Below are 25,939 nucleotides of genomic sequence, written 5' to 3' on the forward strand. Positions count from 1 at the left end.
TTGGGACATTGCGGCGCAATATCCCTACGGCGCGCCGCGCAAGGCGGTGGCGATCACGCGATCGAGCCGCACCGTATCGCGGGCCGCCACCACATTGGCAAACGCCAGTCGGGGCAAGCGATCGATCACCGTTTGCGCCGCTTCGTTTGCCAGCTCGTGTTCAGCCGCAGTGAACGTTTCCCGCACTGCTTGCCGCAACCGTCCAGCCAACCGATCACGGCGGAGCTGGTAGCGGGTGAGCAGACCTTCACCCGCGCCACACAGCCGCGCTGCAAGCCGGCGATCGGCGTTGAGGTGCAGGTAGGCCAGTCCAATCAGCGCTGCCGACACCTCTTCTGGCAAGTAGACGTCGTAAGCCTCCTTTTGCGCCATGCTCAAATGGGCAACCGCCGCATCACGGTCTGCGGCCGCAATCGCGAGATAGCCTTGTTGGCGCAGCCAACTGACCCGACCATAACGAATGCTCATCTCGGCAATGATCGCACCGGCGGCGGCGAGATTGCTCTCCGCCGCCGCGATCGCTCCCTCTTCCAGATCGATGCTGGCGAGGCGCAGATGCGCTTCCCATAACGCCATCGCGTCACCGCCAGCGGCTAATTCTGCGATCAGACCAGCAAAGATCCGGCGCGCCGGCAAGAGGTCGCCGCGCGAACGCAACGCTTCGGCCAGATCGCACCGGTAGCGATGCACCATGATCTGATCGCCGTTGTGCTTTACCAGATCAACTGCTTCGCGCAACATGGGCAATGCCTTGTGGTAGTGACCGTGGATGTAGTAGCCGACGCCGAGCTGATTGAGGGCATAGGCTAACGGGGCCGGCGCGGCGATGCGCCGGGCAATGGCGATCGCTTCGTTGAGGATGGCTGCGTACCGTTCCAGATTGCCGGGAAAGCGGTTGAGCATGCCTTGGTAGGCCAACCCCTGCGCCACATCAGCCTCTTGCCCCGCTTGGCGCGCCAGCGCAATCCCTTGGGCCAGCAGATCGCCGGCATGTAACGCACCCTGCTGCGATGCGAGGTAGCCGACCGCGATCAGCGCGCTGCCGCGTAACGCCGGTGGGATGGCTTGCGCCGGCCCAGCCACCAACAGCGGTTCGACCAAGCGCCCCTCGTAGATCGCGCGCCGGCTCAGCCAGTAGACGCGCAGCGCCGCGGTGATTCGGGCCGCCACCACCCCGCCGTCGGCCTGCAACGACCAGCGAAGCGCCGCGCGCAGATTGGGCAGCTCAGCATCAAGTTGTTTCAGCGTCGTAGCGGCGGCTGCGCTTTCGAGCAGCGGGCCGGCAGTTTCGGCAAGGTTGGCAAAATAGGCGGCGTGGCGCGCATAGATATTGGCCGCTTCAGGGTGCGCGCGCAACCGTTCGGCAGCAAAGACCCGGATCGTTTCAAGCAAATGCAGCCGTCCGCTGGCGTCAGCCTGCACCAACCCCGCCTCAACCAGCGGGTCAAGACTGGCAACCCCTAGCGCCGCCGCTGCCGGTGCGTCAAACGTGCCCGCAAACACCCCCAGACGGGCAAAGCCATCGCGTGCTGCCGGCTCCAGCAACCGCTCGCTCCACGCGATGGCGGCCTGTAACGAGCGCTGGTGCGCCGGCAGATCGGCAAAACCGCCGGCAAACTCTGCTATCCCGGCATCAAGGCTGGTCAGCAACGCAGCCGGTTCGAGCGCATCGGCGCGGGCCGCAGCCAACTCAATCGCTAGCGGCAAACCGTCGAGCCGCTGGCACAGCGTCGCAATCGTCGCTGCATTGGCCGCGCCAAGCGCAAACGCCGGGTTCACTGCCGCTGCGCGCTCGCAAAACAACCGGGTGGCCGGTGCTGCCGCCACCGCACTGACCCGCCGGGTGGCCGGTAAGGCGAGCGGCTTGACCGGAAAGCGGGTTTCGGCGCGCAGGCGGAGCGGCACGCGGCTAGTGATGAGCACGGACAGCCGCGGCGCAGCGGCCAACAAGCGCGCGATCAACGGCGCCGCCGGCACAAGCTGCTCGAAGTTATCGAGCACTAGCAAAAATGAACGCTGGGCAAGCAAAGCGATCAGCGCCGCTTCGGCCTCGTCACCCTGCGCGCCAAGGCGAGCGGCGATCAACGGCGCCACCGCTGCCGGATCATCGAGCGCTGCCAATTCGATTCACGCTGCGCCATCAGTAAACAACGGCTGCAACGCAGCAGCCACAGCGAGCGCCAAACGCGATTTCCCCACTCCCGGCGGGCCGATCAGCGTGACACAACGCGCCGTATGCTCGCCGAGCAACCGGGTGAGCGCCGCTAGCTCGGCCTCGCGCCCAAGCAACGGTGTTGGCGCAACCGGCAACCGATGCGACGCCATCCGTGCCGCTGGCGGAGTGTGCTGGGTTGTGGCTGGGGGAAGGGAGCGCGCACCGGCAGCAACCAGAAAGGCGGCACGCTCCTCGCCAGCCAACTCCAAGGCGTTCGCCAGTTGCACCGCGGTGGCGCGCGGCGGTACCCGCGCGCCGGTTTCGTATTTTCGCACCAGCGAGACCGAGATCCCGGCGCGGACTGCTAACTGGGTTTGCGTCAACCCAAGTTCAAGGCGACATTGCTTGAGCAAAACGGGAAAGGTGATGGCAGCCGGCAAAAGCTTGTCATCCTTCGCGAAATGGTTGGCCCAACCAGCCGGAAGTTTGCTGCAGCGGGCCGTCATTGCACTGCCGGCTTGTGTCACTCTTGTGTTACTGCATTATACCATCGCCCCCTTGTAACCGATTGAACGTTTTGTTACAACCAGAACACATAAGTTAAATCTTTCGTTAGTGGAAAGGGTAAGCGATTGCGATCGGCAGGCACCCCTAGATATCAACCTTTAATGCAGGAGCATGTATGAGCCACTTTAACTCGCTCATCCAAGCGGTCGGCCTCACGCCAGCTTTGTCGGCTTACCCGTTCACCAGTGTGTTGGTGCTCTTGCTGATCGGCGGTCTCGTGCAACAGCATCTGCTCAACCCTGAGCAAATGGCACGCGATTCGATGGGGTTTTTCACCGTTTTCGCCAGCCAGATCAGTGGGGTTGATCTACCGGCATGGGCGTTTGAGTTGCCATTTGTATTGCTGATTTTGTTGGGAGTAATCTATGAGTGGTCGAGCGAACGTAGCGCCAATGCCCAACAGACGCTGGGGTTTGTGAATCGCCTTGTGAAGACTGGAGCCGGCTTTGGCGTGCAATATCAGATGGTGAATAGCCAGATGGATCAGATCCTCGATCTGCTGGCGCAGACGTTGCCATCTGATACAGTGGCCGCGCTCAGCACCGGTGTGGCGGTCGCCGCCGTCGCACCGCTGGCCGCCCAACCGGCTGACGGATTAGCATGGTTAGCGCAGCCGATTGCGTTCGTCTGGTCAAGCATTGTCACCGTCGCGATCTGGATCATCTCTGGCATCCGCGCTGCAATTATTGCGCTCATTTCGCTGATGGATCCCGGCGGCCACCTCGGCTTGCTCAAGCTCTTTTCATGGGGTGACGGCGGGTGGGCGATTACGACTACGGTTGTGCTGATCCTCTTCCCGCTGCTGGCCTTACTATTGGCCGGTCTCACCGTGCTCGGCCTCTGGCTCATCCGGCGCTACTTCGAGCTGCGCGAGCGGAAGATGTTGATCGCTTGCCATCATTGCGGCGGCCAGATGCATCCCGCGGCGCTCGAATGCCCGGCTTGCCGTCAAGCCAACCAGCAGCCGCGCATGGTTGGGTGGATCGGCCAACCGCGGCCAGAACTGGTCACTGATCCGGCGGCGCACCGGCTGGCGCTGATCAAGCATCGTCGTTGCCCAAGCTGCGCCACCCGGCTCAAGAAGCGCGCAGTGCAACAAGCCTGTCCGGCGTGTGCAACCGTGACTTTTACCGACGTGGCGCAGGTCAACTCATTTCTGCGCGCACTCGACCGGCAACTGCCGCGCACGCTGCTCGTAAGCGGATTGCTGGGGTTAGTGCCAGTGATTGGGGTGGTGCCGGCAATCATCTACTACCGGCTGAGCCTGATCGCCAGCTTGCAGAGTTATGTGCCGGCAAGCATTAGCGGCTGCTTCACCAACTGGGTCTTGCGAATCGTAGCGATCGTCCTCATTGGCATGCAATCAATTCCGGGGATCGGCATCTTCGCTATCCCAGCGTTATGCTTGATCAACTACACGGTACAGCGCCAGATCGTGTTAGGTCAGGCGACGGCCAACATCCGCACGACTGGGGCATTGGCGATGCCGGACGGGAAGACGGTGGCGTCATAACACGATGGAGTGCGGCAGTCAAACTGCCGCATTCCAACATCCGCACGACTGGCGCGTTGGCGATGCCGGACGGGAAGACGGTGGCGCCATAACACGATGGAGTGCGGCAGTTTGACTGCCGCCAATGACGGTGCGCATGCATCATCCGCGCACCGCGCGTCATAACACCATAGAGTGCGGCAGTCAAACTGCCGCACTCCATATTATTGGGTCAGGGCAGGTTGTCAACATCCGCACGATTGGCGCGTTGGCGATACCGGACGGGAAGACGGTGGCGCCATAACACGATGGAGTGCGGCAGTCAAACTGCCGCCAATGACGGTGCGCGTGCATCATCCGCGCTGCGCGCACCGCACGTCATAACACTATGGAGTGCGGCAGTCAAACTGCCGCACTCCATAGTATTGGTTCAGGGCAGATACCCCCGCCCCTACGCCGATTTGCGGGTCTTGCCGCTGGATTTACGGGCCGGCGCTGCCGGCTTCTCGGCAGCGGGAGGCGGCGCTGGCGCAGCTTCGACCGCCACCCCAGCCTGCGCCTCGTCGAGCGAATTGGTGATGTAATCGCACTTGGGGTAGCGCGAGCAACCGTAGAACGGGCGGCCAAACTTGCCCCGCCGGCGCAGCAACTCACCCTCGCCGCACTTCGGACACGGCACCCCGGTCGGTTCCGGTAGCGGCACCGGCTTGCCGTCGCGGCCAATCCGGCGGGTGTTGGTGCATTCGGGGTATCCCGAACAGCCGAGGAAGGGGCCGAAACGGCTCTTCTTGATCACCATAGGCCGTCCGCAGACATTGCACAAGACATCGCTCGTCTCTGGCGCGCTGGCCTTATCGAGGATGATCTGGCCATTTTCGTCACGGTGAAAATCGCTGGTGAAATCGCACGAATCACCCTCGCCTTCCCGGTTGTAGCGCGAACAGGCCAGAAACTCGCCGTTGCGGCCAAACTTGATCACCAGCTTGGCTTGGCCGCACTTCGGACAATCGATGTCAGTCGTAATCTCTTCGCGCTTGACATTGCGCATCTGGCGTTGCGCCGTCTCGAGGGTCGAGCGGAAGGGGCCGTAGAACTCGCGCAGCACTGGCACCCACTTTTTCGCCCCTTCAGCAATATCGTCAAGCTGCTGTTCGAGCGACGATGTGAAATCGTAATCGACAATGTTGCCGAAATGCTCGACCAGCAAGTCGGTGACGACCCGCCCCAACGTGGTCGGGATCAGCTTTTTATCCACCATCTCGACGTATTCGCGCTCTTGGATGGTCGAGAGGATGCTGGCATAAGTGCTGGGCCGGCCAATGCCAAGCCGTTCCAACTCTTTCACCAGACTGGCTTCGGTGTAGCGCGGCGGCGGTTCGGTGAAGTGCTGCACCGGCAGCAGCTCAACCAACTGCAAGTTCTCGCCTTCGGCCAGCGGCGGCAAACGGCGCTCGCTGTCTTCGTCTTCTTCGCCTTCGTCAAGGCTGACATTGTAGACGGCGAGGAAGCCGGGGAACTTGAGCACCGAGCCGGTGGCACGGAAGAGGTAGGGCGGTGCGCCGGCCACGCTCGGTTGGGCGGCGATGTCAACGGTGGTGCTGTCAAAGATGGCCGGGGCCATCTGCGAGGCGATAAACCGCTTCCAGATCAGATCGTAGAGCCGCCACAGATCGCGCTCCAGCCGTTCGCTCAACTGTTCAGGCGTGCGGGCGCTGCTGGTGGGCCGGATCGCCTCGTGGGCCTCTTGCGCGCCTTTGGCCTTGGTCTTGTAGACCGGCGGCTGGTCGGGCAGATAGTCACTGCCGAAACGCTTGCCGATCACCTCGCGCGCCTCGGCTTGAGCTTCTGCCGCCACCTGCACGCTGTCGGTGCGCATGTAGGTGATCAGACCAACCGTGCCCTCTTCGCCGCCAATATCCACCCCCTCGTAGAGGCGCTGGGCCAGCGTCATAGTCTTCTTGGCGCTAAAGCCCAACTTGCGGGCCGCCTCTTGCTGCAAGGTGCTGGTGGTAAACGGCGGCGCCGGCGACCGGCGCTTGTCACGCCGGGTCACTTTGGCCACGGTATAGGTCGCGCCTTGCAGATCAGTCACGATCGCCTCGGCCTGCTCGCGCCGCTCGATCGAAAACTTCTCCAGCTTCTTGCCATCGCGCTCGATCAGCGTGGCCCGGAAGAGATCACGCGGCGCGATGCCGGCCTCTTTCAACAGATCGGCTTCAATCGTCCAATATTCCTGCGGCTGGAACTGCTCGATCTCGCGCTCGCGCTCGACGATCAGCCGTACCGCCACCGACTGCACCCGCCCGGCGCTCAACCCGCGCTTAACTTTATCCCACAACAACGGGCTCAGTTGGTAGCCGACCAGCCGGTCGAGCACTCGCCGCGCCTGTTGGGCATCAACCAGATTTTGGTCAATCTGGCGTGGCTGTTGTAACGCCTGTTGCACCGCGTTGCGCGTGATCTCTTGAAAGACCACCCGATACACCGGTGTCTTCTTTGGCGTTTTGACCGCTTGCGTAATATGCCACGCAATCGCCTCGCCCTCGCGGTCGGGGTCAGTCGCCAGATAGATGGCATCGGCGTTGCGCACCGCTTGGCTCAGCTCGGTGACGACCTTTGGCTTAACGATTTCGTAGGAAGGGGCAAAATCGTGCTCGATATCGATCGCCAGCCCGTTCTTGGGCAAATCGCGCACATGGCCCATGCTGGAGGTAACTTTATAGCCTTTGCCCAAATATTTCTGAATCGTCCGCGCTTTGGCCGGCGACTCAACGATCACCACTTTTTCGCCCATTGAACTGTTCCCATCTCAATACGAATGTCTGTTCAAACATAGTTTTACTATCGTCATCGCACTATACGCGGCGCTGGCACGATTGTCAAGAGCGAGCCTTCCCAATTTTGACCGGTTGTTGAACTGTAACTCGCTTCTCTAAGATGAGCTATTGACAAGCAGCATCAATCAGATACCCTGTGGTTAGGCAACCAGTCTTTCACTTCATAACGATCCGGTCTATCGTATCCGTTTTACCCTCGATTTGCTGGTATACTAACGGTATCGAGGGTTAGGTATGGGCTGCCGGCAAGGAGTATGGCCATGCCTTCAGAGATGCAGGGGACGGCGCAGCGCGCTCCGTTGTTCGATATGTTCGCGCCCGCGACATACGAGGAATGGCGGGCAGCGGCTGAGAAGACGCTGAAGGGCGTTCCGTTTGAGAAGCGCCTGATTACCAAGACCTACGAACAAATTCTGCTGCAACCGATCTATAACGCTGCCGATATTGCCGAGTTGCCGCACACTGGCTCGCTGCCCGGCTTCGCTCCATTCGTGCGCGATACGCGCGTGTTAGGGCCGGTGTTGGAACGCTGGCAGGTGGCGCAAGAGCTGCCGTACCCAACGGCGGATGAAGCGAATCAGGCGGCGCAGGCTGATGTGCCGCGCGGCTTGACCACCCTCAACCTGCCGCTCGACCAGGCCACCCAGCACGGCCTCGATCCCGATGCGGCTGCGCCGGCGCAGGTGGGAACGGGGGGCCTGTCGCTGGCGACGCTGGCCGATGCTCGCCGCCTGTTGGCCCAGCTTGACCTGAACCGGCTGGCGCTGTTGGTCAACGCCGGTGCGCAAGCAATGCCAGTGGCGGCGCTGCTCGTGACCGCCGCCGAAGCGCAGGGGGTCACGCCTGACCGGCTGCACGGCTGTCTCGGCGCTGATCCGCTCGGCGCGCTGGCCGCCAGTGGCGCCTTGCCGGCCTCGCTCGACCGTTGCTATGACCTGCTGGCCGAGTGGACGCGGTGGGCAATGGCGCATGCGCCCCGCCTGCGCACGATCGTAGTCAGTACCCACGTCTACCACAACAGCGGCGCCCACGCCGCCCAAGAGCTGGCGTGCGCTCTCGCCACTGGCGTGGCCTATCTCCGCGCGTTGCAAGAGCGCGGCCTGAGCGTCAACGAGATCGCCCCGCGCATCCAGTTTACCTGCTCGGTGGGATCGCAATTCTTCCTCGAAGTGGCCCGCCTGCGCGCCGCCCGCATGCTGTGGGCGCGGGTAGTGGCCGCCTTCGACGGCGATGAAACCGCCCAGCAGATGCACCTGCACGCACGCACCTCGGCGTGGACGAAGACGCGCTACGATGTCTATAACAACATGCTGCGCGCCACCGGCGAAGCGATGGCGGCGGTGATGGGTGGGGCGCAGAGCATCCATATCAGCCATTTTGATGAAGCGTGGGGCTTGCCCGACGAGTTCTCGCGCCGGATCGCTCGCAACCTGCATGTGATTTTGCAAGAGGAGTGCAACTTCTTCCGCCTGATCGATCCACCCGGCGGGTCGTGGGCAGTCGAGAAGTTAACCGACGAGATCGCTGCCAAGGCATGGGAGTTGTTCCAAGCGATCGAACGGCAAGGAGGTATGGCGGCGGCCTTGCAAGCCGGTATGCCGCAAGCGGCCATCGCCGCCACCCGCGCCGAACGCTTTGCCGCAATTGCCCAGCGCCGCGAAGTGATCGTCGGCGTCAATATGTATCCCAATCTCAGCGAGAAGCTGCCGGAGGTGCGCCAGATCGATCACGTCCAGTTGCACGCAGCCCGCGCCGTCGATCTGCGCCATGCCCGCGAAATGCGCTCGGAAGAGGCCGCTAAAGCGGCCCTGGTTGAGCTGTCGCACCAACGCACCATGGCCGCCACGCTGGCCGCCGTGCAGGCCGGCGCAACCATGGGTGAACTGAGCGGCGCGCTGGCTGCTGCCGATAGCGCCGCGCCGCAGGTGGAACTGCTGCCGGCCCACCGCGCCGCCGAGCAGTTCGAGGCCCTACGGGCCACTGCCGACGCCTACACGACCCGCACCGGTCGCCGCCCGGCAGTCTTCCTCGCCAATATGGGGCCGATCAGCCAGCACAAAGCGCGGGCCGATTTCTCCACCGGCTTCTTCGCCGCCGGCGGCTTCGCTGTGATCAGCAACGATGGCTTCGCCACCACCGAAGAAGCTGCTGCGGCTGCGCTCGCTTCCGGCGCTGAAATTGTGACGATCTGCTCAACCGATGAGACCTACCCGGATATTGTGCCGGCCCTGACCCACGCGATCAAGGCGCAACGGCCCGAGGTCACGGTCGTGCTGGCCGGCTACCCGACCGATCTAATCGATATGTATCGCGCTGCCGGGGTCGATGAGTTTATCCACCTGCGCGCCAACTGTTACGAAACGCTGGCCCGGCTGCAACGCCTGAAAGGAGTGGCTGAGTGAAGAACCCCGATTTCACCACGCTGTCATACCGCGACGAGCGGCCCGCGCCCGATCTAGCCGCGTGGCAAGCGCGGGCCGAACAAGAGGCCGGCAAACCGCTGAGCGAGCTGGTCTGGCGCACGATGGAACAGATCGAGGTGCGGCCACTCTATACGGCTGTTGATCTGGCCGGCCTTGAGCATCTCGGCTTTACCGCCGGCATTCCACCCTACCTGCGCGGCCCCTATCCGACGATGTACGTCACCCAGCCGTGGACGATCCGCCAGTACGCTGGCTTTTCCACCGCCGAAGCCAGCAATGCTTTCTACCGGCGCAACCTCGCCGCCGGCCAAAAGGGCTTGTCGGTGGCCTTCGATTTGGCTACCCACCGCGGCTACGACTCTGACCACCCGCGGGTGGTGGGTGATGTCGGCAAGGCCGGCGTTGCCATCGACTCGATCCTCGACATGAAGATTCTGTTCGACGGCATCCCACTCGATCAGATGTCGGTCTCGATGACGATGAACGGCGCGGTGATTCCGATCATGGCCTTCTACATCGTCGCCGCCGAAGAACAGGGGGTGCGTCCCGAACAGCTCACCGGCACCATCCAAAACGACATCTTGAAAGAGTACATGGTGCGCAACACCTACATCTACCCGCCTGAGCCGTCAATGCGCATCATTGCCGATATTTTCGCGTACACGGCCCAGCACATGCCCAAGTTCAACAGCATCAGCATTTCCGGCTACCACATGCAAGAGGCCGGCGCCACCGCCGACCTTGAGCTAGGCTATACGCTAGCCGACGGGCTTGAGTATGTACGCGCCGGGTTGAAGGCCGGCTTGACGATTGACGCCTTCGCGCCACGGCTCTCGTTCTTTTGGGCGATCGGGATGAACTACTTCATGGAGATCGCCAAGATGCGCGCCGCCCGCCTGCTCTGGGCCAAGATTATCAAGCAGTTCAACCCGCAAGACCCCCGCTCGCTGGCGTTGCGCACCCACTGCCAGACTTCAGGCTGGAGCCTCACCGAGCAGGATCCGTTCAACAATGTGGCTCGCACATGCATCGAGGCGATGGCCGCCGCCCTCGGCCATACCCAGTCGTTGCACACCAATTCGCTCGACGAGGCGATCGCGCTGCCGACCGACTTCTCGGCCCGTATTGCCCGCAATACCCAGTTGTACCTGCAAGAAGAGACCGGCATCTGCAAGATCGTCGATCCGTGGGGCGGTTCATACTATCTCGAATGGCTGACCGATGCGCTGGCCCGCCGGGCGTGGGCGCATATCCAAGAGGTCGAAGAGCTGGGTGGCATGGCCAAGGCTATCGAGGCCGGCTTGCCCAAGTTGCGGATCGAAGAGGCCGCTGCCCGCCGGCAAGCCCATATCGATTCGGGCCGCGAGACGATCGTCGGTGTTAACAAGTACCGGCTTGAATACGAAGCACCGATCGAGATTCTGGAAGTTGACAACACTGCCGTGCGCCAAAAGCAGATCGAACGGCTGCAACAGTTGCGCGCCGAGCGCGACGAGGCTAAGACGCAGGCGGCGTTGAATGAGCTGACCCGCGTGGCGGCGACCGGTGAAGGCAACCTGCTGGCGGCAGCAATTGAAGCTGCCCGCGCACGAGCCACCCTCGGCGAGATTTCGATGGCGATGGAAAAGGTCTTTGGCCGCTTCAAAGCCGAAATTCGCTCGGTGGCCGGCATTTACAGCAGCGAGTACAGCGACGCCGAGCAGATTCAGCACGTGCGCGCTATGGCCGATGCCTTCGCTGCCCTCGAAGGTCGCCGGCCCCGGATGCTGGTCGCCAAGATCGGGCAAGACGGCCACGACCGCGGCGCCAAGGTGGTGGCAACGGCCTTTGCCGACCTCGGCTTCGATGTCGATATTGGCTCGCTCTTCCAGACTCCGGAGGAGGTGGCCCGGCAAGCGGTTGAAAACGACGTGCATGTGGTCGGGATTAGCTCGTTGGCCGGCGGCCACAAGACCCTCTTGCCGCAACTGGTGGAAGAGTTGCGCAAACTGGGCCGCGAGGACATCATGGTCGTGATTGGCGGGATTATTCCGCCACAAGACTACGAGTTCCTGCGCGCGCATGGCGCGGCGCTGATCTTCGGCCCCGGCACCATCTTGCCGGTCGCCGCCGAGAAGCTGTTGCGCGAACTGCAACAACGGCTGCATGGCGATAGCATCGCTGCGCCGGCCCAGTGAGACCGTGAGTGCATCGCAGATAGTCACCCCTCTCCCCACCGGCGGGGAGAGGGGCCGGGGGTGATGGTTCACACACCCAGTGCTCCTGTTCAGCCAAACAACAACACCTATGACCAACAACCAGCCAACCGCCGAAGAGATGCCCTTTGCGCTGTCGGTGCTCGCCGGGATCGCCAGCCGCCACGATGGTCTGCCCGGCAGTGCGCCGGCCCCCGCCACGCCACCGTCTGGCCCACGCCGCCGGCATTTGACGGTCGAGGAGTATGTCGAGGGGGTGCGCAACGGCGACCGCGCCATTCTCGCCCGCGCCATCACCCTGATCGAGAGCAACGCTCCGGCCCACATGGTCCAAGCGCAAGAGGTGCTGCGCCAACTGCTGCCCTCCACCGGCGGCTCGCTCCGGGTCGGCATCACCGGCGTACCCGGCGTCGGCAAGAGTACCTTTATCGAGGCGCTTGGCACCATGCTCTGCGAACAGGGCCACCGGGTCGCGGTCTTGGCCATCGACCCATCGAGCAGCATCTCGCGCGGCAGCATTTTGGGCGATAAAACCCGGATGGAACGGCTCGCCCGCCACCCCAACGCCTATATCCGGCCTTCGCCGTCAGGCGGCAGTTTGGGCGGCGTCGCGCGCAAGACCCGCGAGACGCTGCTGGTCTGCGAAGCCGCCGGTTTTGATGTGGTGCTGGTCGAGACGGTCGGTGTCGGCCAGAGCGAGACGGCGGTGCGCGGGATGGTGGACTTTTTCTTGTTGTTGATGCTGGCTGGCGCTGGTGATGAACTGCAAGGGATTAAGAAAGGGGTGATCGAGCTGGCCGATGCGCTGGTGATCACCAAAGCCGACGGCGACAACAGAGCGCGCGCCTTGGCGGCCCAAGCTGAGTATCGCCACGCACTGCGATACCTCTCACCGGCCACGCCGGGTTGGAAACCGCCAGTGCGCACCTGTTCAGCGCTGACTGGCGACGGCATCACCGCCGTTTGGCAAGAGATCGAGCGCTTCCGCACCGAGATGACGGCCAGCGGCGTCTTTGCTGCCCGCCGCCGTGAGCAGGCTCGCGATTGGCTCTATCATTTAATTGACGAACAGTTGCGCACGCTCTTTTTTGCCCATCCTGCCGTGCGCGAACGGTTGCCCGTCATCGAGCAGGCGGTGGTTGAGGGAAGTTTGCCGGTGGTGAGTGCGGTGCAAGAGTTAATTGCAGCCTTGAGCGAACGGTAGGGGCATAGCGTTGCTATGCCCCTACCGTTCGCTACGCATCCTCCCGCAAAATATACCCCACGCTCCGCACGGTATGGATCAAGCGCGGCTCGCCGTTGGCTTCGAGCTTCTGGCGCAAATAGCGCACATAGACCTCGATAATATTGCTCTCGCCGCCGAAATCGTAATTCCACACCCGATCGTAGATAATGTCGCGGGTCAGCACCTGATTCGGATGGCGCATAAAGAGTTCGAGCAGATCGTACTCTTTGGCCGTCAGCTCCACTCGCCGGTCGCCGACGCGCAACTCGCGCGAGCGAGTATCGAGGGTCAGATTGGCGAAGCGCAACACCTCTTGGTTTTGGCTGACCTGCTGACGGCGCAATTGGGCGCGAATGCGAGCCAGCAACTCTTCAAAGGCGAACGGCTTGACCAAATAATCATCAGCGCCGGCTTCCAACCCGATCACCCGATCACGCACCGCATCACGCGCCGTCAAGATAATGATCGGGACGCTCGACTCGGCGCGCAGCCGGCGCGCAACTTCAAGCCCATCCACCCCCGGCAGCATCAAATCGAGGACGACCAGATCGTAGTTGCCGGCAACGGCCATCTCTAGGCCACGGATGCCGTCATAGGCAACATCAACCTGATAGCCTTCGAGGTGAAGGCCACGCCGCAGGTAAGAGGCAATTTCAGTTTCATCTTCAACTATCAAGATTCGCGCCATACCTGTAGTATACGAAGAGGTAGTGCGCTCGTCAATGTTTTTCCCTAATGCGGCTCGCTATCGAGTTCATTCATAAAATCTTCCGGGTGCTGGCGAATCTCAAGGCTGCGCTGCTCGATCTCGCGGCGCAACTCACGGCGCAAACGGGCCGCCATCCAGCGCCGGCGCTGTTCCGCCGTCTCGATCCGCACCGGCGGCACCGGGCACGGGCGAAAATTGTCATCAACCGCCACCATTGTAAAGTAGCAGGTCATCACGTGGCGCTGGGTGCGCGCCGTGATATTCTCAGCCACCACCCGAATCCCCACCTCCATTGACGTATTGCCGGTGTAGTTAATGGAAGCCAAAAACGTTACTAATTCGCCAACGTGAATGCGAGCGCGAAAAATCACCTGATCGACCGAGACCGTCACCACATACCGTCCAGAGTAGCGTGACGCGCATGCAAAAGCCACCTGATCGAGCAGTTTCAAAATATGACCGCCGTGAACATTGCCGGCAAAATTAGCCATATCAGGCGTCATCAACACGGTCATTTGCAAAGTGCGGAACTGCTCAGGCTGGTGCGTTCCTCCATTAGTTTCCATAGGTCTACTCCACCAGATGGGAACGATGAAGATGCTGCTTTGTCAAGTATACTCGCGAGAGATACGCTTAAGACCAGCGCAATCGCATCACCGGTTTCAAGCGGATGCAGCGAGCATAGCGCGCAAATATGGAGTGCGGCAGTTTGACTGCCGCACTCCATAGTACTATTTCCAACGCATCGTTACTGGTAACGAAACACCAACAGATAATAGCGCCAGAGGCCAGCGTTGAGGGTGCGGGTTTGGGCGATACAGCCGCGCATCGCTTCGATCTGAAGTTCAGATTGCAACCGGAGCGCGCGCAGCACGAGCGCCGCCGGCAGAGTCAATTGGGCGAAATGGCCGAGGAAGCGCAGCGACGGCCCGGCGCTGAGGGTGAGGTCTTCGCGCTGGCACAAGTGCAAACCGGCTGTTTCAGCCAGCGCGATCAACTCGTCAGCCGTCACCAAATCGGGCATGGCCCACGCGCGTAACCATGACCGCAACTGCTTGCGCTCAACCGGGGAAAGATCAGATCGCGCTGCGAAACGGTCAGCAATGACTAACCGGCCACCCGGACGCAACACGCGCCTGATCTCAGCCAACAGCGCCGGCTTATCCGGCGCATGGCAGATGCTCTCCAGCATCCAAACCACATCGCAGCTCGCGTTGCACAGCGGCGCCGCAGCGTAATCGGCGCACACAAACGTTGCCGGCCCGCCGCGCCGCGCCCGCTTGGCCTGTTCGGGCACAATGGTGAGGCCGATCACCGGCCCATCGTGGCGAGCAGCAATCGCATTGGCGCTCGCACCGGCGCCGCAACCGGCATCGAGCAAGCACTCACCGGGAGCAAGCTGGGCCGCAGCCAACAATGTCTCATCAATCGAACGCAGGGCAGCGCGATGGCTGCGCGCCTGCTGCCACAAACCGGCATGCATCGCCTGCGATCCACGGATGATGCCGAGCACGCGGAACATCCAGTCCGTCTGGCGATAAAACGCGCGCACGGCGTGGTGATGATGGAGCATGACCGAAACCTTACGTTCATTGTCATTGCGAGGGAGTGGTGGCGACCAGCACAGCGGGCGCCACGCCCCCTTGTCATTGCGAGGGCGCGCAGCGCCCGAAGCAATCTCCCCCTTCAGCGGAATGTATACCTGAGCAGGTGCAGTCCGTCCTCGCGGGGGATTGCTTCGCCGCGCTTCGCGCGGCTCGCAATGACAGACCGAACGTGGATGCGCCGTACCCCCTTGTCATTGCGAGGGAGTGGTGGCGACCAGCGCAGCGAGCGCCGCACCCCCTTGTCATTGCGAGGGAGTGGTGGCGACCAGCGCAGCGGGCGCCACGCCCCCTTGTCATTGCGAGGGCGCGCAGCGCCCGAAGCAATCTCCCCCTTCAGCGGAACCCATGCCTGCGCGCATCCCTCCCGCTCTCGCAGGAGATTGCTTCGCCGCGCTCCGCGCGGCTCGCAATGACAGCGGGAAAGCGGGCGCGCAGCGCCCGAAGCAATCTCCCCCTTCAGCGCAACCCATGCCTGAGCGCATCCCTCCCGCTCTCGCAGGAGATTGCTTCACCGCGCTTCACCCCCTTGTCATTGCGAGGGAGTGGTGGCGACCAGCGCAGCGGGCGCCACGCCCCCTTGTCATTGCGAGGGCGCGCAGCGCCCGAAGCAATCTCCCCCTTCAGCGCAACCCATGCCTGAGCAGGTGCAGTCCGTCCTCGCGGGGGATTGCTTCGCCGCGCTCCGCGCGGCTCGCAATGACAGACGGGAACCAACCTGTCATTGCGAGGGCGCGCAGCGCCCGAAGCAATCTCCCCCTTTAGCGGAATGTATACCTGCGCGCCGCCATCGCCTGCGCAAACCAGCTATTGATACGACCAGATTCGCACAGTTGAATCGAAGCTGCCGCTGGCCAACAAATCGCCACCCGGCGCAAACGCCACCGAGGTGACACTTTCGTTATGTCCGCCCAACTCCCAGCGCAACGCCCCATCGCGCACCCGCCAGATCCGCACGATCCGGCCATAGTGCGCGCTCGCGAGATACTGATTATCAGGGCTAAATGCTAAGCTGAAGCAGGCACCAGACGGGGTTGCTAACATCTGCAACGGCTGGCCATCATCAACCCGCCAGATAAAGATCAGGCCATCGCCGCCGGCGCTCGCCGCCAATTGGCCATTCGGGCTGAAGGTAACGCTGAAGATCGCGTCGCTATGCCCGCGCATCGCCCGCACCAATGAGCGATCATGCATCTGCCAGAGCCGTAAGACTCGATCATGGCCGGCGGATAGCAGCAGATTGCCATCAGGGCTAAAGGCGACGCTATTGATCACCCCATCGTGACCGGGCAATATGCCGCTCAAACGACCATCAGTCGCGTGCCACAAATAGACCGCTGGATCCCAGCCGCCGGTGGCGATTAAATCACCGTGCGGCTGGAAGGCAATGCTAAAAAACGCACCGTGACGCTGGTCATCACCCAAATGCACGAGGAGTTCGCCATCAGCAACGCGCCAGATCCGCGCGCCGTGCTGGCGACCAGCCGCTGCAATCCGCTGGCCGTCAGGACTAAACACGACGGCATTGAGTTCGCCAATATTCCCGCTGATGACGCGCTGCAATTGGCCATCAGGCAACCGCCAGAGCCGCAGCATGCCATCCCATGAACCGGTCGCGAGCATTTGCTGATCGGGACTAAACGTCAGACTGTTCACCCAGCTCTGCACAGCTAGCAATTGGCGCAGCAGCGGGCGCTGGATAGCCAGTGCATCAGTCGCTGGCTGTTCGAGCTGGAACAATCGGTGATGCGTCGCTAACAAGTGCCGGTTAGGCCGCAATGCCAGCCGGTTGGGCTGGCGCAGCCGCCTGCCAGCCAGCGCACCGTACTCGCTATCCCGCAACTCCGGCGCCACTAGCACTTCCAGCGTCATCGCATCAATCGTCAATAAGCCAGCATGAAAGAGGATCTGCAAATCAGCGCGCAACAACAGCGCATTGTGCGGCTCCGCCGGCCCGTGCGGATCGATCAAGACCGGACGCAACACTGCGGCTACTTGGCAACCACTGATCGCGCAAGCACCGTCATACGCCACCAGCAATTTTTGCCGTAACACCTCTAACGCCGACGAAACAGAGTCGGCGGACGACCCAACCACACCATTGGGAGAAGAACGCTGCTGCATTGTTAAACTCGGTCGTCGAATGCGCGAATATCCACGTGGTGCCAACAAGCATAAATCAACTATATAAACGATACCTGTGAGTCACCACATTGTAAGATAACATTTCTTTCAAATTGGCGGCGCACACGAGCAACGCCAAACGCCACCGCTCGACAACCGGCCATTATTCAACTTGGCGCAACCACGCTTGGGCGGCAACCAAGTCGTCTGGCGTGTTCAGATTAAGCAACGAACGCGCAGCGGGATCATAACGATGCCAGAGGGCCGGGCCGGGATCGACCCAACGCAACGCCATCAACGCCGCTTGCAAGCGGCGTTCGCCGGCGGCAAAGGCCCGGCGCAACTGCGGGAGCACGCTGTGCCGGTAGACAGCGAATAGGGGTTGTGGTTGATCAGGCTGGCCGGGGGGCGTAGGCGCCAGCGCATCGCCGGTAAACGGCCACCGCGCCAGCGCCGCCAGCGCCGCCGGAACGATCAATGGCATATCAGCAGCAATCACCAACGCCGCCGGCGTGCGCATGGCTTGCAACCCGCTGATCAGACCGCCGAGCGCGCCGCTGCCCGGCTGCTCGTCGGGCACGATCCGCGCCGGCACGTCGGGCCACGCTTCGGCATCATTGAGCACGACGATGGTTTCGACGCACAGCGGTTGCAACAACGCAACAGCATGGCCGAGCAAATGCGGGCCGCTTTCGCCCCACAGCCGCAACCGCCGCTTATCAACCCCAAAGCGGCGACTACGTCCACCGGCAATCACAATCCCGCTCAGCTCGACATCACTGGACATGCGCACGCACAGCGAGGTGATTAGGAGCCAACTTTGCCCAGCGACGCAAGAAACTCAGCATTACTCTTCGTCTTAGCCATCCGGGTCAACATCAACTCAGCGCCCTCATTCTCGCCGACCATGCTGACCATCCGCCGCAGCATCCAGCTCTGGCGCAGCGTCACCGGATCGAGCAACAGATCCTCGCGACGGGTGCCCGAACGCTGAATATCAACTGCGGGGAAGATGCGTTTCTCGGCCAGCTTACGATCGAGATGCAGCTCCATGTTACCGGTGCCCTTGAACTCCTCGTAGATCACATCGTCCATACGCGAACCGGTATCAACGAGGCAGGTAGCGATAATGGTGAGCGAGCCGCCATCTTCGATATTGCGCGCCGAGCCAAAGAACCGCTTGGGCGGGTAGAGGGCCGCAGGATCAACACCGCCAGAGAGGGTGCGCCCGCTCGGCGGCATTGCAATGTTATAGGCGCGGGTCAAGCGGGTGAGCGAATCCATCAAAATCACCACATGGCGCCCATGCTCCACCTGCCGCTTGGCCTTTTCGAGCACCAATTCAGCCACTTTAATATGCTGCTCGACCGGCTCATCGAAGGTAGCGGCCACCACCTCGCCCTGTACCGAACGGCGCATATCGGTCACTTCTTCGGGCCGCTCGCCGATCAAGAGTACAATGAGCTGAATATCAGGCGCATTGGTCGTCACGCCATTGGCAATCGCCTTGAGCAACATCGTCTTGCCAGCTTTAGGAGGCGCGACAATCAAACCACGCTGGCCACGCCCAATCGGCGCAATCACATCAACAATGCGCGTCGGCAGAATATTCGGCTCAGTCGAGAGCACAATCTGCACATTGGGATGGATCGGCGTCAACTGCTCGAACAGCGGTCGCTTCTGGGCCATTTCGGCTGGCAGGCCATTGATCCGCTCGACGTAGAGCAACGAGGGGTAACGTTCAACCTCTTTGGGCGGGCGCACGCGCCCCTCGATCATATCGCCGGTGCGCAGATTAAAGCGGCGGATCTGGGATTGCGCCACATACACATCATCGTTGCTGGGGCTCAGCCGCGGATTGCGCAAAAAGCCGTGGCCTTCGGGAACAATTTCCAGTAAGCCGGAACCCTGCATGGTCACAGGTTCTTCGACCACGGCGGTTGTTGCCGGCGAGGCCGGCACGCCTTCGCTCCCGGCTGATGCCCCCGCATCACCATTCACCCGGCGCCGGCGCCGGCGCGTCTTGTCAACTGATTCGGGGGTGCCTGTCGTCATACGCTTGTCATCCATTGCGTGTCTTATAACTCCTCTGCGTGGGTTGCACCGGTTGGCGGAGTAGTGTGGTCGGCAGATGAGGCGGGCAACCGGCCGGAGGCGGCTTCACCCGAACGATAGCCGAGCGCCTCAAGCCGATGGTGGATCTCTTCGATCCCCTTCGCGCCCAAATTACGAATCCCCATGAGGCCACGATCATCAAGGCGCAACAACTGCCCGATGGTGTGGATCTCCGCGCGGCGCAAACTATTGTAAGTCCGCGTACTCAAACCAAGCTCATCAATCGTGCGATTTGCAATCTCTTCCGGGATCGGCGGGGGCAGATTGGGCTGCTGTTCAGGCTCTTCCGGCTGGCTCAAGCTCACAATCCGGCCAAAATACTGGGTCAAGACTTGAGCGGCGTGGCTCAACGCATCACCCGGCTTGATGGTGCCATCAGTCCAAATCTCAAGAATGAGCCGATCGTAGCCGGTGAGCGGGTCATCACCCATCTCTTCCACCAAGAAGTTGACCCGCGGAATCGGGCTAAAGAGGGCATCAACCGCAATCTCGCCGATCGGCATGCCGCTCACCGTATCGGCCAACTGCACCCCCCGGCCACGCTCAACCGTCAACTGCATTTCGAGCGTGGTGTTCTCATCGTCAATCGTGCAAAGGTAGTGTTGCGGGTTGACGATCTCGACGGTGCTCGGCGTATCAATATCACCCGCAAACACCGGGCCGGGGCCATGCTTGACCAACTGCAACGCCACTGCCCGATCGCTGTATGAACGCAGCCGGATGCCTTTCACATTGAGCACCAACTGGGTGCCGTCTTCGACGACGCCGGGAATAGCGGTAAATTCATGAATCACACCCGCCACTTTGATCCGGGTAATGGCGGCGCCGGGGATTGACGAGATTAACACGCGGCGCAACGCATTCCCGAGCGATGAGGCATGGCCGCGTTGCAGCGGCGCGATGGCGAAGCGGCCATAGTTCTCAGCCGCTGCAATGAGCGAAACCCGTGGCGTGATCAGCGACAGTTCAAGCGTTTCCATATTCCTGTTCCAGAAGGCTCCGCGACTCTAATGGCGCCCGTTGCTGCCATGCCGCACCGGCGCGCCCAACGAACAGTGCGCCTCGCCGAGCAATGGCGTGTCGGACTCACAGACTCAACCACAATAACGAATAACGAGAACGGGAAGCTGTGCTTACAGTGCGCTTTATTGGCGGCGCTGTAGCGCAGTTGGCGGCGGCAATGCGCCTACATGTGCGCGTGACCTTATCATATCGGTGAGAGTTACACGCTGTGTTGGTCACAGACTCGTTATATGATACCATAAATTAGCGTATTTGTTGCAAACAGTATCGCCGCAACGCTCTGTTACTGTGACATCATTGCTGCGACATGCCCGCGGGCCGTCGCTTGAGACGATGGATGCTATGAACAAGACTCAGCGTGATTGGTTGACCCTCATGCTCATGATTGCAGGTATCGGCTGGATTGTCATCAGCCGGCCGCCGGATCTGCCGCCGGTAACGGTGAGCCCGCGACCGGGCTTTGTCGCGCCGGCCATTGCTTTGCCGCAGGCCAATGGCGAGACGCTGCCGCTGTCAGCGTTGCGCGGTCAGGTCGTGATTGTCAATTTTTGGGCTAGTTGGTGCGGCCCTTGCCGGGCCGAAATGCCTACGTTGGAAAAACTCTACCAAGCCGAACGCGAACGTGGTTTGACGATTCTGGCCGTCAACAGCACGGTGCAAGACGATGAAGTCGCTGTGGCGGCGATGCAACGCGAGTTCGGGTTGAGTTTTCCGATCGTGTTCGACCGTGACGGCGAAACCGGCCAGCGGTATGGTGTCCGGATGTTGCCAACCACGTTCATTGTTGATCGCACCGGTGTCATCCGGGAGGTCTTCTTTGGCGGGCCGCTCAGCGAAGCCAGCCTGCGCAGCGTGATCGAACCGTTGCTCGGTGAATAGGCCGCGCTGCCGCGCTGCATCAACACCAAACGCAACCGGCCCTATTGTCGCTCGTATAACCGCATACGCTTCCAAAACCTATGCTTCCTGTACTCAACATTGGCCCCTTTGCCTTGTACACGCCCGGCCTAATCCTGCTGTTAGGCGGCTGGCTCATCCTGCAAGTCGTTGGACGCGCTGCCCGCATCTACCAGCTCGACGGTGACCGGCTCGAGATCGTCGTCTTTATCGCTCTGCTGGCCGGTGTCATCGGCGCGCGCCTTGGCTATGCGCTGATGGCATGGCCGAGTTATGTGGCCGATCCGTGGGCTTTGTTCTCGCGTGATTTGCAAGCCTTTTTTCCGCCCGCCGGCGTGGCGACGGCCATCGTGATCGGCGGATTGATGCTCTGGCGGCAACGCTGGCCGTTGTGGCCCACCCTCGATGCACTCGCACCGGGAATCGCCCTCGCCGCTCTCACCCATGCCATTGCCCAACTGGCCAGCGGTGATGGCTATGGTCTACCGGCTGAAGTGCCGTGGGCGATCAATCTGTGGGGTGAATGGCGCCACCCCACCCAACTCTACGCTGCGCTCACCGCGCTGATTGCCTTAGTCGTCTGGCGGGTGCGGTATCGCCAGCCGCAACCACCCGGCATGCTCTTTCTCACTGTCAGCGCTCTGCTCGCCGCCGGTACGCTGATCGGCGAAGGATTTGCCGCCACCGGTTGGCTCTTGCCGGGCCATGTGCGCGGGTCGCAAGTCGTCGCTTTGGCGATACTTGTCATCATTGTACGGATCTGGTCAGAGATCTTTCCGCAACACAACTATAGATAACGCGGTATACTAGCAGTACAACTAACCGCTTTTGCAGCTAAGCTCCGAGAAAACACATGCGGGTGTTGATCGTCGAAGACGAATTAATCATTGCCCAAGACCTGAGCCAGACCTTGCGGCGCATTGGCCATTCGGTCGCCGATGTAGTGACGAGTGGTGAAGCGGCGTTGGCTACGGTGGCGCGCCAGCCGCCTGATCTGGTCTTGATGGATATTCGCCTCAGCGGAGCGATGGACGGCATTGAAGCCGCGCGCCAGATTTACAGCCGTTGGGGGGTGCCGGTCGTCTTTTTGACCGCGCACGCCGACGATCAGACCTTGCGCGAGGCGCTCCTCGCTGAACCGTGGGCCTACCTGCTCAAACCGTTTGATGAACGCGAGCTTGAGGTCGCGATCGCCGTCGCCGCCTATAAGCACCGGCTCGAACGGCGCCTGCAGGCGAGTGAACGCCATCTCCGCACCACCTTGACCAGCATTGGCGATGGCGTGATTGTCACCGATCCGCAAAGCCGGATCACCTTCGTTAATCCGGTGGCTGCGCGCCTGTTGGGCATTTCCCCCGAAGAGGCGATCGGTTGGCCCTTAGCGCGCGTCTATACCTTGGTGGCCACCAATACCGGCTTGCCGGCTGATAGCACGCCCCACCATCCCGAATCGGTAAATGGCTTGCCGGCCCCGGTCACCCTCCTGACCCGGAATGGCGATCGCTTGCTGGTTGAACATACCGTGGCTCAAATTACCGCCGATGACGGCACCAACGAGGGTGTGGTAATCGTTTTCCGTGATGTCAGCGAACGGCAACGGGCGATCAACCAGTTGCAAGAAGCGAAACGCCGGCTCCAAACCAATCAATCGTTGTTAGAACAACGCGAACAGGCGCTCGCCGCGCTTGGCACGCTTGCCCATACCCTCAACGCAGCGCGCTCGCGTCAAGAGATTTATGCCGCCATCATTACCGCTGGTGCAACTTTATTACCCGGCTACCGTGGTTCTTTGTTGATCTACAACCCTGACACCGATCTCGTCCATCCGGTTGGCCACTGGGGTGAACCGCTCGTTCACCGGCCGGTGCCGCGCTGCTCGTGTTGGGGAGAACGGCGCTGGGCGTTGAGTCTGGCCGGTGACAGCCATGTATGCAATTTTATCCCGAACGGGTTGCTCGGCGAGCGGATGTCGCTACCTATCAGGCAACACGATGAGGTGATTGGCGTACTGAGCCTGTACCATCCCGATCCGGCGCAAAGCAGCGGCTACCAGTTGGCGGCAATGATTGCTGAAATGGCCAGTTTGGGGTGCGGCGCGTTGGCTGGCAAACACGCGGCCAAGGCGATGAACCGCGCCGATCCGGCTGATGAATAATGCCACTCGTAGCCACCGTGCGTTACGGGGAAGGGGTCGGCATTGTTGGAGGAGAAGAGGAGCGTTGGTGGAACTGCCTGCCGCCATCACGAACTTGCCCAAAGCGCCAACCGGGATTCGCGGTCTCGATGACATTACCGGCGGCGGTCTGCCGCGGGGCCGGCCAACCTTGATCTGCGGCGGCCCCGGCTGCGGCAAAACCCTGCTGGCGTTTGAGACGCTGGCCCGCGGCGCGGCGCTCTACGGCGAACCCGGCATCTTTGTCTCGTTTGAAGAGAGTCCGGCTGATTTGCGCATCAATGTAGCCAATCTAGCTATTGATGTCGCCGATCTGGAACAACGCGGGTTGTTGCTGATCGAACAGATTTCGCTTGATCAGGGTGAAGTGGCGGAAGTGGGCGAGTACGACCTCGAAGGTCTCTTCATCCGGCTTGGCCTGCTGATTGACCGGATCGGGGCGCAACGGATCGTGCTCGACACCATCGAAACCCTCTTCAGCGCGTTTGGCAACCAAAACATTCTGCGCGGTGAATTGCAACGGCTCTTCCGCTGGTTGCGCCAGCGTGGCCTGACCGCCATTATTACCGCCGAACGTTCTGGGCAAGGGTTGAGCCGCTTTGGGATCGAAGAGTTTGTGGCTGATTGCGTCATCTTGCTCGACTACCGGATTACCGAGCACGTATTGACCCGCTATGCCCGCATCGTCAAGTACCGCGGCTCATCGCACGGTGTCAACGAGTATCCCTTCACGATCGGGCCACGTGGCATCACCATGCTGCCGATCACCTCGTTCGGGCTAAGGTATCCGGTTTCCGCTGAACGCATCTCAAGCGGCTTTCCCGATCTTGACCAATTGCTCGATGGCGGCGGCTATTACCGCGGCTCCACCATTCTGGTGAGCGGCCCGACCGGTTCGGGCAAAACCAGCCTTGGCGCGTTGTTTGTCGCCGCTGCCTGCGCCCGCGGCGAACCGGCGATCTTCTTTGCGTTCGAGGAATCAGCCGATCAGATTGCGCGCAATCTGCGCTCGATCGGGATTGATCTGCAACCATGGCGCGATCGCGGTCTTTTGCAGATCATCAGTAGCCGGCCTTCGCTGGCCGGTCTAGAGACCCACTTGATCACGTTGCTCGAAGTGGTGGAACAGAGCGGCGCGCGCGCAGTGGTGATCGACCCGATCACCGGTTTTCATACCATCAGCCGCCCGGTTGATATTACGACCATGCTGTTCCGACTCTTCGATGGCCTCAAGTCGTTGGGGGTCACCACCCTCGCTACTAGCTTAACCAATGCCGGCGCCGATCCGGCCCAAAGCGAGGTCAATATTTCATCGCTGGTCGATACGTGGATCGTCTTGCGCAACCACGAGGCCAACGGCGAACGCAACCGGAGCTTGCTGGTGCTCAAATCCCGTGGCATGCGCCATTCCAATCAGGTGCGCGAGCTGGTGATGGATGCGAACGGGTTGCGGTTGGTAGACATTTACGCCGCTGGCGAGACCGTGTTGGTTGGCGCCGCGCGCATCGCCGAACAAGAGCGGCTCCGCCACGAATATGAACTGCGCGAGCGGGAAACGATCCAGCGCCAGCGCCGCTACGCCTTGCAACAGCGATTGTTGTCTTTACAGATCGAAGCGTTGCAAGCCGAGTTGGCTGCGCTCACTGACGAGATGAATGCGGACGCAGCCCTGTCGGAAGCGCGCGCACAGGCGCAAATCCAAAGCCGGCTAGCGACGAGCCGGTACCGTGACTCTACTCAAGAGGGCAGCGATGGCAGATGAAGCGCCAGAGTATGAATATGATCTGTGGCTCTATATTGCCGGGCAGACTCCTAAAAGTCTGCTCGCGATCGCTAATTTGCGCCGGATTTGCGATCAATATTTGCAGAGCCGCTACCGGGTTCACGTGATCGATTTACATCACGAACCCGAACGGGCGATCAGCGACAATATTCTGGCCATTCCCACCTTAGTGCGCAAATTGCCGCCGCCCATTCGCAAAATCGTAGGCGATCTCTCGAACACGGAACGGGTGCTGGTTGGGCTCGATCTAACACCCCGGCAACATACAGGGAGCTGAGCCGATGGATATCACCAATCAGCCAGTTGTACCATTGCTGCGGTTGTACGTCGCCGGCGCGACCAGCCGTTCGACCCGCGCGATTACCACGGTGCGCCGGTTGTGCGAGCGGTATATGCCCGGTCGCTACCGGCTTGAGGTGATCGATGTCTATCAACAGCCTGATCGGGCGCGCGAAGATCATATTATTGCGACGCCGACCCTGCTGGTTGTCGAACCCGGCCCGCCTACCGCGTTTATCGGTGAATTGCGTTCGTCGGATTGGCCGCGAGTGGCTGCCGCGTTGAATATTCTGACCGATGATGATTAAGCAGTGTCGCTTCACGAGCGTGGTACCGGC

20 protein-coding genes are annotated in these 25,939 nt (G+C 61.3%); 10 read left to right on the forward strand and 10 right to left on the reverse strand.

What is annotated here, in order from left to right; translation table 11 throughout:
• Positions 1-24: 24 nt before the first annotated feature.
• Positions 25-2,121, reverse strand: a complete 2,097-nt coding sequence (locus A6A03_RS02795) for an ATP-binding protein (RefSeq protein WP_066783357.1) — start codon at positions 2,119-2,121, stop codon at positions 25-27.
• 6 nt (positions 2,122-2,127) lie between these two features.
• Positions 2,128-2,595: a helix-turn-helix domain-containing protein gene (locus A6A03_RS02800; protein ID WP_172812273.1), complete on the reverse strand. Its 468-nt coding sequence runs from the start codon at positions 2,593-2,595 to the stop codon at positions 2,128-2,130.
• A 242-nt stretch (positions 2,596-2,837) separates the two neighbouring features.
• Here A6A03_RS02800 and A6A03_RS02805 point away from each other — a divergent pair, with 242 nt between their 5' ends.
• A complete protein-coding gene (locus A6A03_RS02805; protein ID WP_066783360.1) occupies positions 2,838-4,235 on the forward strand; it encodes a hypothetical protein in 1,398 nt (465 codons plus the stop codon).
• 430 nt (positions 4,236-4,665) lie between these two features.
• Here A6A03_RS02805 and topA read toward each other — a convergent pair whose 3' ends face one another.
• Complete coding sequence (gene topA, locus A6A03_RS02810) at positions 4,666-7,008, reverse strand: type I DNA topoisomerase (protein ID WP_066783362.1); 2,343 nt, start codon at positions 7,006-7,008, stop codon at positions 4,666-4,668.
• A 303-nt stretch (positions 7,009-7,311) separates the two neighbouring features.
• Here topA and A6A03_RS02815 point away from each other — a divergent pair, with 303 nt between their 5' ends.
• From A6A03_RS02815 to meaB, 3 genes are all read left to right on the forward strand, one after another.
• Complete coding sequence (locus A6A03_RS02815) at positions 7,312-9,453, forward strand: methylmalonyl-CoA mutase family protein (RefSeq protein ID WP_082908903.1); 2,142 nt, start codon at positions 7,312-7,314, stop codon at positions 9,451-9,453.
• Positions 9,450-11,651: a methylmalonyl-CoA mutase gene (gene scpA, locus A6A03_RS02820; protein ID WP_066783363.1), complete on the forward strand. Its 2,202-nt coding sequence runs from the start codon at positions 9,450-9,452 to the stop codon at positions 11,649-11,651. The genes A6A03_RS02815 and scpA overlap by 4 nt, the downstream gene beginning before the upstream one ends.
• A 109-nt stretch (positions 11,652-11,760) precedes the next feature.
• Positions 11,761-12,873, forward strand: a complete 1,113-nt coding sequence (gene meaB, locus A6A03_RS02825; protein WP_066783364.1) for a methylmalonyl Co-A mutase-associated GTPase MeaB — start codon at positions 11,761-11,763, stop codon at positions 12,871-12,873.
• Positions 12,874-12,904: 31 nt separating this feature from the next.
• On the opposite strand, the gene A6A03_RS02830 is transcribed toward meaB, so the two are convergent.
• From A6A03_RS02830 to A6A03_RS02860, 7 genes are all read right to left on the reverse strand, one after another.
• Complete coding sequence (locus tag A6A03_RS02830) at positions 12,905-13,582, reverse strand: response regulator transcription factor (protein WP_066783366.1); 678 nt, start codon at positions 13,580-13,582, stop codon at positions 12,905-12,907.
• Between the two features lie 44 nt (positions 13,583-13,626).
• Positions 13,627-14,169 (reverse strand): acyl-CoA thioesterase, encoded by a 543-nt coding sequence (locus tag A6A03_RS02835; RefSeq protein WP_066783367.1) that lies wholly within the window; start codon positions 14,167-14,169, stop codon positions 13,627-13,629.
• Between the two features lie 182 nt (positions 14,170-14,351).
• The gene (locus A6A03_RS02840; RefSeq protein WP_066783369.1) at positions 14,352-15,176 is read right to left on the reverse strand and encodes a class I SAM-dependent methyltransferase; all 825 of its coding nucleotides are present in this window, start codon (positions 15,174-15,176) and stop codon (positions 14,352-14,354) included.
• A gap of 838 nt (positions 15,177-16,014) precedes the next feature.
• A complete protein-coding gene (locus A6A03_RS02845; RefSeq protein ID WP_066783371.1) occupies positions 16,015-17,331 on the reverse strand; it encodes a WD40 repeat domain-containing protein in 1,317 nt (438 codons plus the stop codon).
• Between the two features lie 163 nt (positions 17,332-17,494).
• Positions 17,495-18,118, reverse strand: coding sequence for a molybdenum cofactor guanylyltransferase (gene mobA / locus A6A03_RS02850; protein ID WP_066783373.1), 624 nt, complete (start codon positions 18,116-18,118; stop codon positions 17,495-17,497).
• 20 nt (positions 18,119-18,138) lie between these two features.
• Positions 18,139-19,401, reverse strand: coding sequence for a transcription termination factor Rho (rho, locus tag A6A03_RS02855; protein WP_066783375.1), 1,263 nt, complete (start codon positions 19,399-19,401; stop codon positions 18,139-18,141).
• An 8-nt stretch (positions 19,402-19,409) separates the two neighbouring features.
• Positions 19,410-20,426 (reverse strand): DNA-directed RNA polymerase subunit alpha, encoded by a 1,017-nt coding sequence (locus tag A6A03_RS02860; RefSeq protein WP_066783377.1) that lies wholly within the window; start codon positions 20,424-20,426, stop codon positions 19,410-19,412.
• 385 nt (positions 20,427-20,811) lie between these two features.
• On the opposite strand from A6A03_RS02860, the gene A6A03_RS02865 reads away from it, so the two are divergent.
• From A6A03_RS02865 to A6A03_RS02890, 6 genes are all read left to right on the forward strand, one after another.
• Positions 20,812-21,348, forward strand: coding sequence for a peroxiredoxin family protein (locus A6A03_RS02865; RefSeq protein WP_066783379.1), 537 nt, complete (start codon positions 20,812-20,814; stop codon positions 21,346-21,348).
• Positions 21,349-21,428: 80 nt separating this feature from the next.
• Positions 21,429-22,163, forward strand: coding sequence for a prolipoprotein diacylglyceryl transferase (locus A6A03_RS02870; protein WP_066783382.1), 735 nt, complete (start codon positions 21,429-21,431; stop codon positions 22,161-22,163).
• A 56-nt stretch (positions 22,164-22,219) separates the two neighbouring features.
• Complete coding sequence (locus tag A6A03_RS02875; protein ID WP_066783383.1) at positions 22,220-23,521, forward strand: response regulator; 1,302 nt, start codon at positions 22,220-22,222, stop codon at positions 23,519-23,521.
• Between the two features lie 67 nt (positions 23,522-23,588).
• Positions 23,589-25,301, forward strand: coding sequence for a circadian clock protein KaiC (kaiC, locus tag A6A03_RS02880; protein WP_245668793.1), 1,713 nt, complete (start codon positions 23,589-23,591; stop codon positions 25,299-25,301).
• Positions 25,291-25,599 carry a circadian clock KaiB family protein gene (locus tag A6A03_RS02885; protein ID WP_066783385.1) on the forward strand — a complete coding sequence of 103 codons (309 nt, stop codon included), beginning with the start codon at positions 25,291-25,293 and terminating at the stop codon, positions 25,597-25,599. Before kaiC ends, A6A03_RS02885 begins: the two co-directional genes overlap by 11 nt.
• Before the next feature lie 4 nt (positions 25,600-25,603).
• Positions 25,604-25,909, forward strand: coding sequence for a circadian clock KaiB family protein (locus A6A03_RS02890; RefSeq protein WP_066783387.1), 306 nt, complete (start codon positions 25,604-25,606; stop codon positions 25,907-25,909).
• The last annotated feature ends 30 nt before the right edge of the window (positions 25,910-25,939 follow it).

This window comes from Chloroflexus islandicus (genome assembly GCF_001650695.1).
Classification (GTDB): domain Bacteria; phylum Chloroflexota; class Chloroflexia; order Chloroflexales; family Chloroflexaceae; genus Chloroflexus; species Chloroflexus islandicus.

Coding starts and splice junctions, on each gene's coding strand:
- A6A03_RS02805 (WP_066783360.1), top strand. CDS start 2,838: ATGAGCCACTTTAACTCGCTCATCCAAGCGGTCGGCCTCACGCCAGCT.
- topA (WP_066783362.1), bottom strand. CDS start 7,008: ATGGGCGAAAAAGTGGTGATCGTTGAGTCGCCGGCCAAAGCGCGGACG.
- A6A03_RS02815 (WP_082908903.1), top strand. CDS start 7,312: ATGCCTTCAGAGATGCAGGGGACGGCGCAGCGCGCTCCGTTGTTCGAT.
- meaB (WP_066783364.1), top strand. CDS start 11,761: ATGACCAACAACCAGCCAACCGCCGAAGAGATGCCCTTTGCGCTGTCG.
- A6A03_RS02830 (WP_066783366.1), bottom strand. CDS start 13,582: ATGGCGCGAATCTTGATAGTTGAAGATGAAACTGAAATTGCCTCTTAC.
- A6A03_RS02835 (WP_066783367.1), bottom strand. CDS start 14,169: ATGGAAACTAATGGAGGAACGCACCAGCCTGAGCAGTTCCGCACTTTG.
- A6A03_RS02840 (WP_066783369.1), bottom strand. CDS start 15,176: ATGCTCCATCATCACCACGCCGTGCGCGCGTTTTATCGCCAGACGGAC.
- A6A03_RS02845 (WP_066783371.1), bottom strand. CDS start 17,331: ATGCAGCAGCGTTCTTCTCCCAATGGTGTGGTTGGGTCGTCCGCCGAC.
- mobA (WP_066783373.1), bottom strand. CDS start 18,118: ATGTCCAGTGATGTCGAGCTGAGCGGGATTGTGATTGCCGGTGGACGT.
- rho (WP_066783375.1), bottom strand. CDS start 19,401: ATGGATGACAAGCGTATGACGACAGGCACCCCCGAATCAGTTGACAAG.
- A6A03_RS02860 (WP_066783377.1), bottom strand. CDS start 20,426: ATGGAAACGCTTGAACTGTCGCTGATCACGCCACGGGTTTCGCTCATT.
- A6A03_RS02865 (WP_066783379.1), top strand. CDS start 20,812: ATGAACAAGACTCAGCGTGATTGGTTGACCCTCATGCTCATGATTGCA.
- A6A03_RS02870 (WP_066783382.1), top strand. CDS start 21,429: ATGCTTCCTGTACTCAACATTGGCCCCTTTGCCTTGTACACGCCCGGC.
- A6A03_RS02875 (WP_066783383.1), top strand. CDS start 22,220: ATGCGGGTGTTGATCGTCGAAGACGAATTAATCATTGCCCAAGACCTG.
- A6A03_RS02885 (WP_066783385.1), top strand. CDS start 25,291: ATGGCAGATGAAGCGCCAGAGTATGAATATGATCTGTGGCTCTATATT.
- A6A03_RS02890 (WP_066783387.1), top strand. CDS start 25,604: ATGGATATCACCAATCAGCCAGTTGTACCATTGCTGCGGTTGTACGTC.